The sequence below is a fragment of the Lentzea albidocapillata subsp. violacea genome (assembly GCF_900100275.1).
In the GTDB taxonomy this organism is placed as follows: domain Bacteria; phylum Actinomycetota; class Actinomycetes; order Mycobacteriales; family Pseudonocardiaceae; genus Lentzea; species Lentzea violacea.
Genome location: NZ_FNET01000004.1, coordinates 279,728 through 295,586, shown reverse-complemented (window position 1 = coordinate 295,586; position 15,859 = coordinate 279,728). Strand labels below are relative to the sequence as shown.

The 15,859-nt window shown below is 69.5% G+C and carries 15 protein-coding genes and 1 pseudogene; 8 read left to right on the top strand and 8 right to left on the bottom strand.

Annotation, left to right across the window (positions count from 1 at the left end; genetic code table 11):
• Positions 1-78: 78 nt before the first annotated feature.
• The 5 genes from BLR21_RS11815 to prcA all read left to right on the top strand — a co-directional run bounded on the left by BLR21_RS11815 (position 79) and on the right by prcA (position 6,029).
• Positions 79-2,469, top strand: a complete 2,391-nt coding sequence (locus tag BLR21_RS11815) for an FtsX-like permease family protein (RefSeq protein WP_090005866.1) — start codon at positions 79-81, stop codon at positions 2,467-2,469.
• A gap of 96 nt (positions 2,470-2,565) precedes the next feature.
• The gene (gene dop, locus BLR21_RS11810; RefSeq protein WP_090006055.1) at positions 2,566-4,059 is read left to right on the top strand and encodes a depupylase/deamidase Dop; all 1,494 of its coding nucleotides are present in this window, start codon (positions 2,566-2,568) and stop codon (positions 4,057-4,059) included.
• Positions 4,060-4,138: 79 nt separating this feature from the next.
• Positions 4,139-4,333 carry a ubiquitin-like protein Pup gene (locus BLR21_RS11805; protein ID WP_030477124.1) on the top strand — a complete coding sequence of 65 codons (195 nt, stop codon included), beginning with the start codon at positions 4,139-4,141 and terminating at the stop codon, positions 4,331-4,333.
• A 48-nt stretch (positions 4,334-4,381) separates the two neighbouring features.
• Positions 4,382-5,230, top strand: coding sequence for a proteasome subunit beta (gene prcB / locus BLR21_RS11800; RefSeq protein WP_090005865.1), 849 nt, complete (start codon positions 4,382-4,384; stop codon positions 5,228-5,230).
• 34 nt (positions 5,231-5,264) lie between these two features.
• The gene (gene prcA, locus BLR21_RS11795) at positions 5,265-6,029 is read left to right on the top strand and encodes a proteasome subunit alpha (protein ID WP_090005864.1); all 765 of its coding nucleotides are present in this window, start codon (positions 5,265-5,267) and stop codon (positions 6,027-6,029) included.
• Positions 6,030-6,497: 468 nt separating this feature from the next.
• Here prcA and BLR21_RS11790 read toward each other — a convergent pair whose 3' ends face one another.
• The 3 genes and pseudogenes from BLR21_RS11790 to BLR21_RS11780 form a co-directional block, all read right to left on the bottom strand.
• Positions 6,498-7,130, bottom strand: coding sequence for an alpha/beta fold hydrolase (locus tag BLR21_RS11790; RefSeq protein ID WP_090005863.1), 633 nt, complete (start codon positions 7,128-7,130; stop codon positions 6,498-6,500).
• Positions 7,127-7,372, bottom strand: a pseudogene (locus BLR21_RS44400) (ATP-binding cassette domain-containing protein); the annotation flags it as partial. The gene BLR21_RS11790 and the pseudogene BLR21_RS44400, both read right to left, overlap by 4 nt.
• Positions 7,373-7,412: 40 nt before the next feature.
• The gene (locus BLR21_RS11780; RefSeq protein WP_090005862.1) at positions 7,413-7,928 is read right to left on the bottom strand and encodes a PadR family transcriptional regulator; all 516 of its coding nucleotides are present in this window, start codon (positions 7,926-7,928) and stop codon (positions 7,413-7,415) included.
• A gap of 163 nt (positions 7,929-8,091) precedes the next feature.
• Between BLR21_RS11780 and BLR21_RS11775 the strand changes: the two genes are divergently transcribed.
• Positions 8,092-8,685 (top strand): GNAT family N-acetyltransferase, encoded by a 594-nt coding sequence (locus tag BLR21_RS11775; protein WP_218130854.1) that lies wholly within the window; start codon positions 8,092-8,094, stop codon positions 8,683-8,685.
• Here the strand turns inward: BLR21_RS11775 and BLR21_RS11770 are convergent.
• Positions 8,675-9,283, bottom strand: coding sequence for a maleylpyruvate isomerase family mycothiol-dependent enzyme (locus BLR21_RS11770; protein ID WP_090005860.1), 609 nt, complete (start codon positions 9,281-9,283; stop codon positions 8,675-8,677). The genes BLR21_RS11775 and BLR21_RS11770 overlap by 11 nt on opposite strands.
• A gap of 77 nt (positions 9,284-9,360) precedes the next feature.
• Here BLR21_RS11770 and BLR21_RS11765 point away from each other — a divergent pair, with 77 nt between their 5' ends.
• The gene (locus tag BLR21_RS11765) at positions 9,361-9,780 is read left to right on the top strand and encodes a MarR family winged helix-turn-helix transcriptional regulator (protein WP_090005859.1); all 420 of its coding nucleotides are present in this window, start codon (positions 9,361-9,363) and stop codon (positions 9,778-9,780) included.
• Positions 9,781-9,794: 14 nt separating this feature from the next.
• A complete protein-coding gene (locus tag BLR21_RS11760) occupies positions 9,795-10,613 on the top strand; it encodes a hypothetical protein (RefSeq protein WP_256334638.1) in 819 nt (272 codons plus the stop codon).
• Here the strand turns inward: BLR21_RS11760 and BLR21_RS11755 are convergent.
• Genes BLR21_RS11755 through BLR21_RS11740 form a run of 4 tightly spaced genes read right to left on the bottom strand, consistent with a single transcriptional unit; the run spans position 10,610 to position 15,806 of the window.
• Positions 10,610-12,130, bottom strand: coding sequence for a glycerol-3-phosphate dehydrogenase/oxidase (locus BLR21_RS11755; protein WP_090005858.1), 1,521 nt, complete (start codon positions 12,128-12,130; stop codon positions 10,610-10,612). The genes BLR21_RS11760 and BLR21_RS11755 overlap by 4 nt on opposite strands.
• Positions 12,123-13,592 carry a glycerol kinase GlpK gene (gene glpK, locus BLR21_RS11750; protein WP_256334637.1) on the bottom strand — a complete coding sequence of 490 codons (1,470 nt, stop codon included), beginning with the start codon at positions 13,590-13,592 and terminating at the stop codon, positions 12,123-12,125. The genes BLR21_RS11755 and glpK overlap by 8 nt, the downstream gene beginning before the upstream one ends.
• A 50-nt stretch (positions 13,593-13,642) precedes the next feature.
• Positions 13,643-14,401, bottom strand: coding sequence for an IclR family transcriptional regulator (locus BLR21_RS11745; protein WP_090005856.1), 759 nt, complete (start codon positions 14,399-14,401; stop codon positions 13,643-13,645).
• A 40-nt stretch (positions 14,402-14,441) separates the two neighbouring features.
• Positions 14,442-15,806 carry a bifunctional phosphatase PAP2/diacylglycerol kinase family protein gene (locus tag BLR21_RS11740; protein WP_090006052.1) on the bottom strand — a complete coding sequence of 455 codons (1,365 nt, stop codon included), beginning with the start codon at positions 15,804-15,806 and terminating at the stop codon, positions 14,442-14,444.
• Positions 15,807-15,859: the final 53 nt, after the last annotated feature.

Genomic DNA, 15,859 nt, shown 5'->3' with positions numbered 1-15,859 from the left:
CTTGCTACCCCAGTCCGACGCCCGCTGATCGCCTTCCTTCCTACCTTCGTGAACGTCAGACGTCACCGAGGAGGATTCGTGTCCACTTCCCTGCGGCTCGGCGTCGCCGAGTTCCGCGCCCGGCCGGGCCGCGCGCTGCTGCCCGGCGTCGCGCTCGTCGTCGGCGTGGCCTGCCTGCTGGCCGCCCTGGTGCTGAGCGACGCGCTCACCCGGTCGGTCGACGAGGGCGCGCCCCTCACACCATCGTCGGTGAGTCACGTGGTGGACACCAAACCCGCCGAGTACGGCACCGCCGAGGCGAACCGGCCGAAGCTGGACGACGCGGTGCTGGCCAGGCTCTCCGCCGTCGGCAGGGCGGTGCCGGTGCAGGTGGCGCAGGCCGACCTGCTCGACGCGAACGGCCGTGCGGGGCAACACCGGGCCGAGGTGCACGTCCAGCAGCCGGACCTGGTGCGCTGGCCACTGGCCCAGGGCAAGGCGCCGGCGGCGAACGGCGAGGTCGCCGTCGACAAGATCACCGCCTACGAGCGGGGCCTGAAGCCCGGCGACAGGATCAAGCTCGCCGCCGCGGACGGCAAGCCGGTCGAGGTGACCGTCAGCGGGGTCATGAAGAAGGGCGGGATGGACGCGCGGCCGATCCTGGTCGCCGGTCCGGACCTGGCGCGCGCTCTCGACCCGGAGCCGTTCACCAAGGAGATCTGGGTGCTCGGCGGTGCGCGGGACGCCGTCAAGGCGGCGGCGGGTGCCTCGTACGTCGTGGGGGACGCGGCGCCGGACGCCGGCAGCATCGGCAACGACCTGAGGTACATCCTGCTGCCGTTCAGCGTGCTCGCGCTGGCCACGGCGGTCTTCGTCGCGGCGGCCACGTTCCGCGCGGTCTACGCGCAACGGCAGCGGCAGACGGCGTTGCTGCGGTGCATCGGTGCCCAGCGCGGGCCGTTGGTGCGCAGGAGCCTGTTCGAGGCGTTCGTGACGGGTGCGGCGGCGGGTGTCGGTGGCGCGTTGCTCGGCGGGCCGATGGCGTGGCTGCTGGCGCGGACGTTCGACGCCACCGGCATCTCGGTGCTGTTCGGCGCGGTGGAGCTCAGTCCTGAGCTGCTGCCGTCGCTCGGCTACGTGATCCTCGGAGTCGTCGTCGCCGCTCTGCTGAGCGTGATGGCGGCCGTTCGTCCCGCGATCAACGCCGCGCGTGTGTCGCCGCTGGCCGCACTGCGTGACGCGGACAGCGAGATGCCGCCTCGGTCCGTTCGCCGCCTTCGGCTCGTGTTCGGTGTTCTGTTCACCGGTGGTGCCGCGCTGCTCGCGATGATGGCCATCGCCGCCAAGGGCACCGTCGCGGCTCCTCTCGCCGTGACGTTCTCCGCGATCGCCGCCGTGACCGGGCTGTTCTGGATCCTGGGCCCCGTCACGGTGCCGTTCATCGCCCGGCTGTTCGGCAAGATCGGTGGCACGCAATGGAAGCTCGCGGGCGCTGAAGTGCGCCGGATGCCGCAGCGGTCGGCGTCCGTGGCGCTGCCGTTGCTGCTGGCCAGTTCGATGGTGACGTTCTTCCTGGTCCTGCTGGGTGGAGCGCAGGAGATGACGTACCAGTACGCCAACGAGGAACGCCCGGACGCGACCGTCGTGGACGCGGGCGACCGGCCGTTGCCGGCGATCCCCGCGCAGCCGGACGTGGCCGCGAGCGTCGTGCTGCACAAGACCCCGGACGGCGCCGCGAGCGTCGACCCCGAGGAGTTCAAGGCCTGGCTGAAGGCGCAGAACGTGTCCGGTGCCGAGCAGCTCACCGCCGGGACCGCGATCGTGCCGCCGCACTGGGAGGACCGGCCGTTCGTCGAGGCGGGCGGCAAGCAGTACCAGGTCGTGGGCACGATCCCCGGCAGCATCACCGGCTACACGCCGATCATCGCCGGCCCTACCTCGGGACCCGCCGAGAAGGTGCTCGTCGCGTTGAAGCCCGGCGTCGACCCGGCCCGGTTCCGGGCGGGACTGCAGGCCGCGCTGCCGAACAACCCGACCGTGATCGTGCAGACCGACGCGGACGAACGCGCCGAGGCGGACCGGTACATGCACCTCGGCACCGTGCTGATGATGGTCCTGCTCGGACTGTCCGTGGCGGTCGCGGTGACCGGCATCGGCACCGCGCTGACCATCTCCGTGCAGGAACGCCGCAAGGAGCTCGCACTAAGGCGCGCCCTGGGTGTCACTAGGGGCGGACTGCAGGGCGGAGTCATCGCCGAAGCGATCATGCTGGCCCTGGTCGGCGTGATCGGTGGCGGCGTGCTCGGGTTCGGCTACGCGGAGATCGCGATCCTCTCGACCGGCATCGACATGTCGCTGCCCGGCCTGAAGGTCGTGTTGCCGCTGGTCATCGGTGCGGCGGCGGTCGTGGTGCTCGCGGTGCTGGCGGCGTTCGGGCCGTCCCGCGGCGCGTCCCGGATCCGTCCGGCCGCCGGACTCGCCTCCGGCTGACCCCCGGATCGGGCATCCGGGTGAATAGGGTGGGGGGAGCTTCAACGCGAGGCTCCCCCCACGCTGGTGCCGGGGTCAGGTCATAAGGTGTTGCGCATGCGGCGGATCATGGGAACCGAGGTCGAGTACGGCATCTCAGTGCCGGGTGACGCGACCGCGAACCCGGTGCTCACTTCGACACAGGTGGTGCTCGCGTACGCGGCGGCGGCGGACATACCGCGCGCCAGGCGGGCGCGCTGGGACTACGAGGTGGAGTCACCGTTGCGCGACGCGCGCGGGTTCGACCTGGGATCGCCCGGCGGGCACCCTGCCGACTCCGACGTCGAGGACCTGGGCGCGGCGAACGTCATCCTCACCAACGGCGCGCGGCTCTACGTCGACCACGCGCACCCCGAGTACTCCGCACCCGAGGTCACCAACGCGCGTGACGCGGTGATCTGGGACAAAGCGGGGGAGCGGATCATGGAGGAGGCCGCGATCAAGGCCGCGTCCGTGCCCGGCCAGCCCCGCCTGCAGCTGTACAAGAACAACGTCGACGGCAAGGGCGCGTCGTACGGCACGCACGAGAACTACCTGATGCAGCGCTCGACGCCGTTCACGGCCGTCATCGCGGGCCTCACGCCGTTCTTCGTGTCACGCCAGGTCATCACGGGGTCCGGCCGCGTGGGCATCGGGCAGTCCGGTGAGGAGCCCGGCTTCCAGCTCTCGCAGCGCTCCGACTACATCGAGGTCGAGGTCGGCCTGGAGACGACGCTCAAGCGCGGCATCATCAACACCCGCGACGAGCCGCACGCGGACGCGGACAAGTACCGCCGCCTGCACGTCATCATCGGCGACGCGAACCTGGCCGAGTACTCCACGTTCCTCAAGGTCGGCACCGCGTCCCTGGTGCTCGACATGATCGAGGCCGGGCAGCGGTTCGACGACCTGCGCATGGTCGACCCGGTGCGCGCGGTGCACCAGATCAGCCACGACCCGACCCTGAAGACCAAGGTCGAGATGACCGGCGGGCGCAAGTTCACCGGCCTCGACGTGCAGTTCGCCTACCACGAGCGGGCGCTGGCGTTCGTCGACAAGGAGGGCGTCGGCGACCGCGAGGTCCTGCGGATCTGGGGCGAGGTGCTCGACGCGCTGGCCCGCGACCCGGCGGAGTGCGCCGACCGGCTCGACTGGGTCGCGAAGCTGCGGTTGCTCGAGGGCTACCGGCAGCGTGACGGCCTGGAGTGGGGCGCGGCCCGGCTCAACCTGGTCGACCTGCAGTACTCCGACGTCCGCCTCGACAAGGGCCTCTACAACCGCCTGGTCGCGCGCGGCTCGATGAAGCGGCTCGTGAGCGAGGAAGAGGTCCGCGCGGCCATCACCGCGCCGCCCGAGGACACGCGTGCGTACTTCCGCGGCCGGTGCCTGGAGCGCTACCCGACCTCGGTCGCGGCCGCGTCGTGGGACTCGGTGATCTTTGATCTCGGTCGAGAATCCCTCGTGCGAATTCCGACGCTGGAACCGCTGCGCGGGACGAAAGCGCACGTCGGAGCCCTTCTGGAGGCCTCTGACACCGCCGAGCAACTGGTGGACGCGCTGACTCGCGGGTGATCGTCTACCCGAGTGGCTCAGGATTTTTGTCGGTGCCGCTGGGTAGTGTTCTTGTCAGGCGAGTCAGTGGGAGGCCGAGATGTCCCAGGAACAGAAGCAGCACCAGGGTGGTGGCGACGGCGACGACGGCGCGGATGACGCCGCCGGCGCAGGTCAGGAACGCCGCGAGAAGCTCGGCGAGGACGTGGACGCGATCCTCGACGAGATCGACGACGTGCTCGAGGAGAACGCGGAGGACTTCGTCCGCGCATACGTGCAAAAGGGTGGTCAGTAGGCCTTCGGGGGCCTGTTGACCAACTCGGGACGGGAGAACAACCAACACATGGACAACAGCTCGACCGGGCGTTACCCGGCCGCGGCGCTGCCCTCGGCGTACCTCACGCCGGGCTCGTCGTCGTTCACGGACTTCCTGCGGGCACAGGCACCCGACATGCTGCCTAGTGGCCGGAAGCTCCCGGAGGGGACCGTCCAGGCCCCGCACGGGACGACGATCGTCGCGGCCACCTACAAGGGTGGTGTCGTGATCGCCGGCGACCGGCGCGCGACGATGGGCAACGTGATCGCCCAGCGCGACATGAAGAAGGTCTTCGTGACCGACGACCACTCGGCCGTCGGCATCGCGGGCACGGCCGGCATCGCGATCGAGATCGTGCGCCTGTACACGGTGGAGCTGCGCCACTACGAGAAGATCGAGGGCGTGCCGCTGTCGCTGGACGGCAAGGCGAACCGCCTCTCGGCGATGATCAGGGGCAACCTCGACGCGGCCATGGCCGGCCTCGCCGTGGTGCCCCTCTTCGCCGGGTACGACACCTCGGCCACCGACTCGGACCGCGCCGGCCGCATCGTGTCCTACGACGTCACCGGCGGCCGCTACGAGGAGTCGCAGGGCTACCAGGCCGTCGGCTCGGGCTCGCTGTTCGCGAAGTCGGCGCTCAAGAAGCTCTACGATCCGGACGCGGACGTCGAAGCCGCGATCCGTTCCGTCGTCGAAGCCCTCTACGACGCGGCGGACGACGACTCGGCGACAGGTGGCCCGGACCCGGTCCGCCGTCTCTACCCGATCGTGGTCACCATCAACGGCGCCGACGGTGCCGTCGAGGTGCCGGAACCCCAGGTCGCCACGATCGCCAACACGGTCGTCGAAGGCCGCCGGTCCCGCCCCGCAGGCTGAGTCCCCCACAGGTTCGACGTCAGGAGCACCACCCATGACGATGCCGCTGTACGCATCGGCGGAGCAGGTGATGCGCGACCGCTCGGAGTACGCCCGCAAGGGCATCGCCAGGGGTCGCAGCGTCATCGTGCTCAAGTACGCCGACGGCATTCTCTTCGTCGCGGAAAATCCCTCCAGCACGCTGCACAAGGTCTCGGAGATCTACGACCGCATCGGCTTCGCCGCGGTGGGCCGCTACAGCGAGTTCGAGAACCTCCGCCAGGCCGGAATCCGGTTCGCCGACGTCCGCGGGTACCAGAACGACCCGCGCGACGTCACTTCCCGTTCGCTGGCGAACGTCTACGCCACCACGCTCGGCACCTACTTCACCGAGCAGATCAAGCCCTTCGAGGTGGAGATCGCCGTCGCCGAGGTGGGCGACACCTCCGCCACGGACACGTTGTACCGGCTGACGTACGACGGGTCCATCGTGGACGAGCCGCAGTACATCGTGATGGGTGGCACCGTCGACGCCGCCAACACGGCGTTGAAGGAAGCCTTCGCCGACGGGCTTTCGCTGGCTGAGGCCGTTCCGGTTGCTGTTCGGGCCTTGTCTGCCGGGTCTCCGTCCACTCAGAACGGGGCCGCTGAGATCCTTCCCGCCGCTAAGCTCGAGGTCGCGGTGCTGGAGAGGGCTCGGCCTCGGCGGGCGTTCCGGCGGATCGCTGGGGCTGCTTTGGATGGGTTGATGCCTGCGCCTACCAAGGGTGGCAAGGCTGTTGAGGATGTTGAGCTGCCGTCGGACGACGAGTCCAAGTAGGTCGGACGACGAGTCCAAGTAGGTTTTTGCCGCGATTGGCCCCTGGCTGGTGCTGGGGGCCTGTTGCTTTGGTGGGTTGCGGTTGCGTGCGTTTTCTGGGGCTCTGCCCCAGACCCCGGCAATCTGATCAGGGGGTAGCGCCGCCTGCGGGTTGATGGCACGCCGGTTGGTTTGGGCGGCTGCCTGGTGCTTAGAGAGTTGCGTTGGCGGTGGGGTCCCATCACGAGCCGAGCCAAGAGCGGGCCACATGTGAGAAGGGGTGTCAACTCGACGAAAAGCGTGTCGAGTTGACACCCCTTCTCACATGCAGCAAGAGCTATGGCGCGACTCGTGATGGGACCCCACCGCCTGGCCCGTTTGGTAAGGACGGCTCGCCTTCGGCCTCGCGGGGGAGGACGGCTCGCCTGCGGCCTCGCGTGGGGAGGACGGCTCGCCTGCGGCGTCGCGGGTTTGTGGGCTGCTGTGTTGTTATCTCGCGTAGGTTGTTAGTAGGTCTGCTAGTTCTTGTGGCTTGCTCAGTGACGCGCAGTGGCCTGCGGCCAGTTCCACCGGCTCGATGCCCAGCCGGTCGGCCACCACCTTGCGCATGAAGTCCGGGGTGAAGAACCGGTCTTCCGTGCACAGGATGAAGTGCGTGGGTACGTCCGGCATCTTGTCCAACGGCCAGGGCTTGGCCATCGAGTTCTCGGACATGCCGCGTTCCCGCTTCTGCGCCTCCGCGGCCAGGTCAGCGGGGACGTCGTGGAAGAACTTGTCCTCCAGGCCCGAGTCGGTGTGGCCGGTGTTGTCCCACCAGTCGCCTGGCGCTTCGCCTGGGGTGGGAAGCATTGCCGTTACGTAGATCAGGGCCTTGGCGTTGATGGTGGCCGCGGCCAGCGGGGCCACGAAGCCGCCGAAAGAGTGGCCCACCACTATTACGTCCTCTGTGGACGGTAGGGCGTCGGTCAGCGTTCGTGCCCAGTCTGTGAGGTCTTTCGACTCGTCTTCGATGGGGAGGTCGGGGGCGACGACTGTGTGGCCCTTGGCCTGCAAGGCTTCTGCTACCAGGTGCCACGACCAGCCGACGTCGCCCCCTCCGTGCGCTATGGCGAAGGTGGTCATGGGTCGAGCCTAGGCGCGGCGCTCGATCTGCAGGCGGGAACGGGGAAGAAGGTGCGGCGTGGCGGGCGTCGTGCGTGAACGGGACGGTGGTGCGTCCGCCTTGGAGCGGAGCGGGCGGAGCACCGTCGTCTCGCCGGTGCGGGAGTTGAGGTCGGTTCGTCGGCGAGGACGAGGTGGTGTTCGCCGGTCAGGGCGCGGGCGATGCCCGCCCGTTGCTGCTGGCCGCCGGACGTTTCCCCTGGGGAATCTGTCGGCGTGGCCGTCGTGGGTGTTGACCGCTGTCTAGCTGGTACCGGGGACGTAGCGCAGCAGGCTTGCCTCGCAGTGGTCTAGCCAGCGCAGTTCGGCCTCGCCCTGGAAGATCATCGCGTCTAGTACTAGCAGCCACGGCAGGTCGCCCGGCTGGGTCTTGAGTCTCGTGTACTCCTGCAGTGTGCGCATGGTGGCTGTGCGCTGGGTCATCACTACCTTGGCGACGTCTACGCCCGGTGTGGTGATGGCTAGGGCGAGTTTGATCGCCACCTCGTCACGGGGGCGGTCGCTGCGTTGGACGGGTGTGGCGAACCACTTTTTTAGCTCGTTCCGGCCGTGCGGGGTGATCTTGTAGGGCCGCTGGCCCTCGTTCTCGGGGAGGGCGGCCACCAGATCGTCGCGTTCCAGGCGGGACAACGTCGTGTAGACCTGCCCGATGTTCAACGGCCAGGTGCCGCCGGTGGCCGAGTCGAACGCCGTCCGCAGCTGGTAGCCGTACATGGGGGCGCGCTCCAGGAGCGCTAGCAGACCGTGTTTGACCGACATGCGTACTGAGTATGCATACTGGGTATGTACCTGGCAAACGGTGACGCGGAAACAGGCGTGCGTGCGGGTCGGGCATCAGGAACGCTGGACTGTGTCGGAGACGTCCGGCGGGTAGTGGACTGGGGGACTAGTGGTGGACGCCGCGCCGGGGCGACCTGGGGAAGTGCGCTTGCTGGGGGCGTCGGGCAGGTCCAGGGGCACGCCGGGGCGGCCCGTGGAGGTCAGGAACTACGAACCGGGCGACGAGGCGTCCTGGCTGAGGTGCCGGGTGCTCGGATTCCTCGCGACGAACCACTTCGACGATGTCTGGCAGGCCAAGCGCCGGACGGACCTGGAGCTCGTCGCGCTCGACGGCGACGTGATCGCTGGAATCCTGGACGTGTCGGTGCCCGGCGCGGGCGCCACCATCGACACGGTGGTGGTGCATCCCGACCGCCAGGGCGAGGGGATCGCGACGGCGCTGCTCGCGGAGGCGGTGCCGCGGCTGGAGCGGTGCGGGGTGCGGACACTCGACGCCTGGACCCGGGAGGACGGGCCTGCGCTGGACTGGTTCGCGCGCAACGGTTTCACGGAGTCGGAGCGCTACCTGCACGTGCACGCGTCCGCCGACGAGCTCGGCACGGTGCTCACCGCGAGGCACGGGCTGGTGCCGGCCGGGGCGTTGCTGCACGCCCGGATCGAGCGGGAAGCTGAGATGCGCCAACGGTTCGAGCGCGTCCATGTGTGCCGCAGGATGGTGCGCGAACTCAGGCCTTGATGCCGGTCAGTCGCGGGATCGTCGCGGTGCGCCCGGCGAGGAGCATCAGGAGTGCCTCGATCGGCCCGCTGATCTCGGCACCCTCGCCGACGGCCCAGTCGGCGTCGGTGGCGACGAGCCGGTGCCCGGCCAGCCTGCGGCGCGCGTGGAACGGGAACCCGATCCGCCACACGTCGTCCGCCGCGACCACGGCGGCGTCGAGGGGCATGTGGCGTTCGATGCCGAGCGGCAGCGCCATGTCCTGGGTGTGGACCATGGTGTCCATCAGCGCGTTCTTGAGGGTCTGGCCGGGCGCGAGCCGGTGGTGCCCGACTGCGCCGCGCAGTTCCGCGACGAGTTCGGCGGCCGGTCTGCGTGCCTCGTCGCGCGCGGTCTGGTCGATCATGCGGTTGAAGCTCCCGCGAGCCCGGACGAACGCCTTGAACGCCTTGCCGACGTTGATCCGGTGCGCGAGCGACAGGTGGGCGGCGACCTCGCGCACCGTCCAGCCCTCACAGAGCGACGGGTAGGTCCACTCGACGTCGGTGAGTCCGGCGAGCAGGTCCGCCGTCGCCGCGCGCTCGGAGTCGATCGTCTGCCAAATCTGGGTGTCGTCCATGGCCGTCCTCCTCTTGTTTTAGTTCGAGTGACTGACTACTTTAATCAGAGAATCTGACTAAAACAAGGGGCGCGAGAGTGAACATCGGTCTGCTGCTCTTCATTCCGAACCGCTATGTGGAGAACCGCATGCTGGCCGCCGTCGTCAACGCGGGCTTCGAGGTGACGCAGGCGCAGGCACGGGTGCTCATGCGCGTCGGCCCGGAGGGAACGCGGCTCACGGAGCTCGCGGAGGCGGCCCAGGTGACGAAGCAGACCGCCGGTTTCCTGGTGGACCAGCTGGAGCAGGCCGGCTACCTGGAACGGGTCCCCGACCCGACGGACGGCAGGGCGCGGCTGGTGCGCGTGACGGAGAAGGCGAAGTTCGCGGTACCCGTCGCGAACGAGGAGATGGCCAGGATGGAGGCGGAGTGGGAACAGCACATCGGCAAGCGCCGCATGGCACAGCTGCGCGAGGCGCTGGAGATGCTCGGCGAGATCACCGACCCGTACCGCTGACCCGGGTGGTGCCGGTGGCGTTCGACCCGGTCGCACTGACGACGGCGGCGGTCTACCGGGTGGTGTCGGCGGGGGAGTCGACGTTCGTGAAGGTTCTGCGACGGCCGCACATCCCGGCGGAGCTGAGCGACGTGGTCGGCGACTTCCCGTGGCGCGACGAGGCGGACTTCCTGCTGTCGGACTTCGCCTTGCCGCCCGGTTTCCGCCGGCCGCGCGTGCTGCGGGTGGACGACCTCGGCGACCGGATCGCGTTGTGGCTGGAGGACGTGCGCTGCGCGGACGTGGAGTGGGACCTGCCGAGATTTCGGCGGGCCGCGCTGGCGCTCGGCCGGTGGGCGGGGCGCAGGTTCGGCGGCGCGCCGGGCAGGGCGTTGCGGGTGCTGTACGAGGGAAGGCTGGTCAGGGAGGCGTTCCTGCGGCCGGACTGCTCGCCGCTCGCCCGCCGGATTCCTGAACTGCTGGCGCGGCTGGAGGCCCTGCCGCAGGCGACCGGGCACAACGACGCGTGCCCGCAGAACCTGCTGGTGCCGGTCGAAGACCCGGAGTCGTTCGTCGTGATCGACGTGGCCTGGCAGTGCCCGTGCCCGGTCGGCGCGGACCTCGGTCAGCTGCTCGTGGGGCTCGCGCAGGCGGGACGGATGGCGGTCGCCCGCCTGCCGCCCGTGCGCGAGGCGATCATCGACGCCTACCTGGAGGGACTGCACCTCGAACACCGTGCGGTGTCACGGGAAGAGGTCGTGCTCGGCTGCGACGGGACGCTGGCGCTGCGCAGCGCGTTCCACTCGGCACCCGAACTGGCCGACTACCTCGTGGAACGCGCCCTAAAACTCTAGGAAGCCAGCAGCTCCGACACCCGCGAACGGACCTCGGGGGAGTCGAGCCCGCGCACCATCACGGTGGTGCGGCGGCGCAGCACATCGTCCACTTCGGACGCCCACTCGGTGCGGCGGGCGTGCTCGACCTGGGCCCAGATGTCCGGGCCGTCCGGATGGACGCGCTCCAGCAGCGCCGGGTTCTCCAGGCCGAGGGCGACGACCTCGTGCGACGTCGTGCCGTAGTGCGTGGCGAGGTGGCGGACCACGTCGTCGGGCAGCGCGTCGAAAGCGTGGCCCAGCACGGAACCCACGGTGTCGGGCTGCGCCGAGCCGGGCAGCGCCACGCCGTCGAGCGGGCCGTCGAAGGTGCGGCCTAGTTCGGAGTTCACGCGGGCCAGGACGGTGGCGCCGATCTTGCGGAACGTCGTCCACTTGCCGCCGGCCACGCTGATCATGCCGCCGGAGCCGGCGGTGATCACCGTCTCGCGCTTGGCATGGGAGGTGTCGCCGGGGCCGCCGGGCAGAACCCTCAAGCCCGCGAACGTGTACGCGATGCGCGCACGGTCCAAACCGGACACCGCGACGCCCGCCTCGTCGAGGATCTGGTCGATGTCGGCGTCGGTGCAGGCGACCTGAGCCGGGTCGCCCTCGTAGGCCTCGTCGGTGGTGCCGAGCAGGAGGTGGCCCTCCCACGGGATCGCGAACGACACGCGCACGTCGTCGACGGGGATCGTCAGCGCGGCCTTCCACTCCGAGGTCTGCTTCAGCACCAGGTGCGAGCCCTTGGACAGGCGGATCGACGGGTCGGCGGCGGGATCTTCCATGCGCCGCAGCACATCGAGCCACGGGCCGGTCGCGTTCACCACCACGCGAGCGTCCACGCCGAACTCGCCGAGCGAGTCACGCAGGTCGACACCGGTGACCTGCCCGCCGGTCCTGCGCAGGCCCACGACCGAGATGTGGTTGAGCAGCACGGCACCGGCCTCGGCGGCGGCGCGGGCGGCGGTGATCGCCACTCGGCTGTCGTTCATCTGGTGGTCGTAGTACATCGCGGCACCGCGCAGACCGTCGGCGCGCAGGTCAGGCACCCACTCCGCGGCCCTGCGCGCCGACAGCACCTTCCCCATGCCGTCGCCGAAGCCCGACAGCGCGGAGTACAACGTGACGCCCGCGCCCAGCACGAACCGGCTGTGCGGGCCGCCCTTGTAGACGGGGACGAGGAACGGCAACGGGCGCACCAGGTGCGGGGCCAGGTGGTCGCCCAGCGCGCGGCGTTCCTTGTGGTTCTCGTGCACCATCGGCACCGCCGACGGGCCCATCGCGAGGTAGCGCAGGCCGCCGTGCACGAGCTTGGACGACGCGGACGACGTGGCGCCCGCGAAGTCGCCGCTCTCGACCAGCGCGACCCGCAGCCCCGAACGGGCCGCGGCCCACGTGGTCGCGATGCCCAGGATGCCACCGCCGATCACGACTACGTCGAACTTGCCGTGCTGCAGCTCTTCGCGAGCGCGGATTCGCTGTGTTGAGTCAGTCATCGTCCTCGTCCATCCACCCGACGGTCCGCTCGACCGCCTTCTTCCACTTCCGGTAGCCGCGAGCCCGCGCCGCCGGTTCCATCGACGGCTCCCACTCGGCCGCCTTGTGCCAGTTGGCTTTCAGTTCGTCGGTGCCGCTCCAGTAGCCCACCGCGAGACCGGCCGCGTACGCCGCGCCCAGGCACGTCGTCTCGGCCACGATCGGGCGCACCACCGGCACGTCCAGCACGTCCGACAGGAACTGCATGAGCAGGTTGTTCGCCGTCATGCCGCCGTCGACGCGCAACGTTGTGAGGTCCACACCGGAATCGGCGTTCATCGCGTCCACGACCTCACGCGTCTGCCAGGCCGATGCCTCCAGCACGGCCCGTGCGAGGTGCCCGCGCGAGATGTAGCCCGTCAGGCCGGCGATCACGCCACGCGCGTCGCTGCGCCAGTGCGGTGCGAAGAGGCCCGAGAACGCGGGCACGAAGTACGCGCCGCCGTTGTCGTCCACCGTGCGCGCGAGAGTCTCGATCTCGGCCGCCGACGAGATCAGCCCGACCTTGTCACGGAACCACTGCACCAGCGCGCCCGTCACAGCCACGGCGCCTTCCAGCGCGTACGCGGCCGGCTGGTCGCCGATCTGGTAGCCCACGGTGGTGAGCAGGCCGTTCTGCGAGTGCACCGGCTTGCCGCCGGTGTTGATCAGCAGGAACGCGCCCGTGCCGTAGGTGCACTTGCCTTCGCCGGGCTCGAAGCAGGTCTGGCCGAACAGCGCGGCCTGCTGGTCACCGAGCGCCGACGCGACGGGCACGCCCTCGTAGGTGCCGTAGACCTCGGAGGAGGACCGGATCTCGGGCAGCATCTCGCGCGGGACGTCCATCGCGTCCACCAGCTCCTGGTCCCAGTCGAGGGTCTCCAGGTTCATCAGCATGGTGCGCGAGGCGTTGGTGACGTCGGTGACGTGGCGGCCGGTCAGGTTCCAGATCAGCCAGGTGTCCATGGTGCCGAACAGGACCTCGCCGCGTTCGGCCCGTGCGCGCAGCCCTTCGACGTTGTCGAGCAGCCACCGCAGCTTCGGGCCGGAGAAGTAGGTCGCCAGCGGCAGGCCGGAGCGCTCGCGGAACCTGTCCTGGTCGCCGAGCCGCCTGATCAACGCGTCCGTGCGCGTGTCCTGCCAGACGATCGCGTTGTGTACGGGCTCGCCGGTCGCCTTGTCCCACACGACCGTCGTCTCGCGCTGGTTCGTGATGCCGAACGCGGCGATGTCACCGAGCGAGAGAGAAGCGTGAGATAGGGCGTCGCGCACGACGGCCTGCACGTTCGTCCAGATCTCGGAGGCGTCGTGCTCCACCCAGCCCGGCTTCGGGAAGATCTGGCGGTGCTCCCGCTGAGCGACCGACACGATCCCGCCGGCCTGGTCGAACACGATGCACCGGGACGACGTCGTGCCCTGGTCTATCGCCGCGATGTAAGCCACGTGCACTCCCTTGTGCGAGCCATTCGACATTGTCGAACGATTTCACAGTACTACCAGGAGAGCCCGCCGAGCTCCCTCGAAACGCTGCGAGCTGCCTCACGTACGTAGGACACGAGTTCGAGGCGCGGCGGCTGATCGGGTGAGTCGCACAGTCGCTCGACCGGCCCGGAGATGCCGATCGCCCCCACGACCACGCCACGCCTGTCTCGAATCGGGGCGGCCACCGACGCTTCGCCCTCGACGAGTTCGTGCAGGTCGTAGGCCCAGTCGCGGACGCGGACCACGTTCATGTCGGCGTGCAGCTGCTCGGGGTCGAGCGTGTGGCGGGTGAAGGCCTGCAGGTCTCCGTCGGGCCAGTTGTCGCCGAACGCGACCAGCGCCTTGCCCAGCGCCGTCGCGTTCCACGGCAGCAGGGCGCCGGTGTCGAGCGTCTGCCGGCTGTTGTCCGGGCGGAACACGTGATGCACCACGAGCACGTGCTTGCCGTGCATCACGCCGATGCGCACCGCCTCGCGCGCCCGCATCGCCAGCGTGTCCGACCAGTTCAACGCCTTGGCGCGTAGCTCGTTGCCGTCGAGGTAGGAGGTGCCGATCTGGAACAGCGCGGCGCCCAGGCGGTACTTGCCGCCCTCGACCTCCTGCTCGACGAACCCGACCTCCTGCAACGTCCGCAGGATGCCGTGCACGGTCGGTTTCGCGAGGTCCAGGGCGCGCGCGATCTCGCCGACGCTCAGCTGGTGCGCGCCACCGTGCGCGAGCAGCTTCAGGACCTCGGCCGCGCGCTGAATGGACTGAATGGGTCCGGGCACGCACCCCACTCTACCTGCGTACGTTCGACAATGTCGAACACTATGGGCGATAGATCCCGAGCGCGGCTGCCCGCGAACGGAACTTGAAGTGGTTGCCCCGCTCGCGCACCTCGCCGTCCGTCGCGATCGAGATCGGGGCGCCGTGCACCTCGACGTTCAACGAGGCGACCTCGAGGTGCTTGTACATGCGCGAGTGCTCCAGTGCGCCGAGCAGGGCGCCCAGGAAGAACCTGGTCCGCGAGTACTTCCGGTCCGCCCGGACGTACCGGACGTCGAGCAGGCCGTCGTCCAGCCGCGGCCGCATCGTGGGCGCGAAACCCTTCGGCCGGTACGGCCCGTTGCCGACGAACAGCAACCAGACGAGGTGCTTGTCGCCGTCGATGGTGATGTCCAGCGGCTTGGCGCGTTGCAGCACGCGGAACAGCGCCATGCCCGCCGCGGGCCACTTCCCCCAGCGCTTCTCCAGTTTCTCGCGGATCCGCACCATGTCCGGGTAGCCGCCCAGCGACGCCGTGTTCACGAACCACTGCCCGTTGACCTGCGCCATGTCCACCCGGACACCCACGCCGTCCGCGACCGCCTGCGCCGTGTCGTGCAGGCCGGTGATGCCCACGTCCCGCGCGAAGTGGTTCAACGTGCCGGAGGGGATGAGCACGAGCGGAAGGTCGCGCTCGGCGGCGACAGCGGCCACGGCGGCCACGGTCCCGTCGCCACCGGCCACCCCCAGCGCCTTCGCGTCCGGCAGGTCGTCGATCTCCTCGATCGAGATGACCTGCGCCTTCGGCCACTCCTCGGTGATCTGCGGCGTCGGGTCCGGGCCGATGCCCGAGAACGGGTTCACCACCACGACCAGCCCGTCGCCGTCCTGCAACGACGTCAGGTCGGCGTGTTCGTAGGCCGAGGCGGGCTCGTTGATCCCGAGTGGCCACCACCGGCGCGTCAGCAACGCGGCGCCGACGCCCACGCCCGCGCCGACCGCGACATCCGTCGGCCAATGAACGCCCGTGTGGACGCGTGAATAGGCGACGGCGGCCGCGATCGGCGCCATCACCACGCCTGCTTTGGGTGATTCCATCGCCACCGCGGTGGCGAAAGCGGCCGCTGACGCGGAGTGACCGGACGGGAATGACGACGACGTCGGCCGCTTCGCCAGCCGGCGGCGCATCGCGAGCAGATCGGCGGCGGGCCGCCGGCGCGGGAAAAGCGACTTCCCGACCAGGTTCGCGCTGGCAGAAGCCCCGGTGATGGCCGCAAGGCCTCTCATCGCACCACGCCGGTACGGGCCTTTTCTAGTCGCCAGAATCGCCGCGATGACGAACCACAGCAGACTGTGGTTGGCGGCTTTCGAAAGCCTCTTCAAACCCGTGTCGAGCCTGCTCGGAGGCAGTCTGGCGGAGGAGCTCATGAGCTTCTTGTCGAGAGCGCTGACCCGTTTCCACACGCCACCGACACTAAACC

Excerpts from the sequence above, each read along its gene's own strand:
- dop (WP_090006055.1), top strand. The coding sequence starts at position 2,566 with ATGCGGCGGATCATGGGAACCGAGGTCGAGTACGGCATCTCAGTGCCG.
- BLR21_RS11805 (WP_030477124.1), top strand. The coding sequence starts at position 4,139 with ATGTCCCAGGAACAGAAGCAGCACCAGGGTGGTGGCGACGGCGACGAC.
- prcB (WP_090005865.1), top strand. The coding sequence starts at position 4,382 with ATGGACAACAGCTCGACCGGGCGTTACCCGGCCGCGGCGCTGCCCTCG.
- prcA (WP_090005864.1), top strand. The coding sequence starts at position 5,265 with ATGACGATGCCGCTGTACGCATCGGCGGAGCAGGTGATGCGCGACCGC.
- BLR21_RS11790 (WP_090005863.1), bottom strand. The coding sequence starts at position 7,130 with ATGACCACCTTCGCCATAGCGCACGGAGGGGGCGACGTCGGCTGGTCG.
- BLR21_RS11780 (WP_090005862.1), bottom strand. The coding sequence starts at position 7,928 with ATGTCGGTCAAACACGGTCTGCTAGCGCTCCTGGAGCGCGCCCCCATG.
- BLR21_RS11770 (WP_090005860.1), bottom strand. The coding sequence starts at position 9,283 with ATGGACGACACCCAGATTTGGCAGACGATCGACTCCGAGCGCGCGGCG.
- BLR21_RS11755 (WP_090005858.1), bottom strand. The coding sequence starts at position 12,130 with ATGACTGACTCAACACAGCGAATCCGCGCTCGCGAAGAGCTGCAGCAC.
- BLR21_RS11740 (WP_090006052.1), bottom strand. The coding sequence starts at position 15,806 with ATGAGCTCCTCCGCCAGACTGCCTCCGAGCAGGCTCGACACGGGTTTG.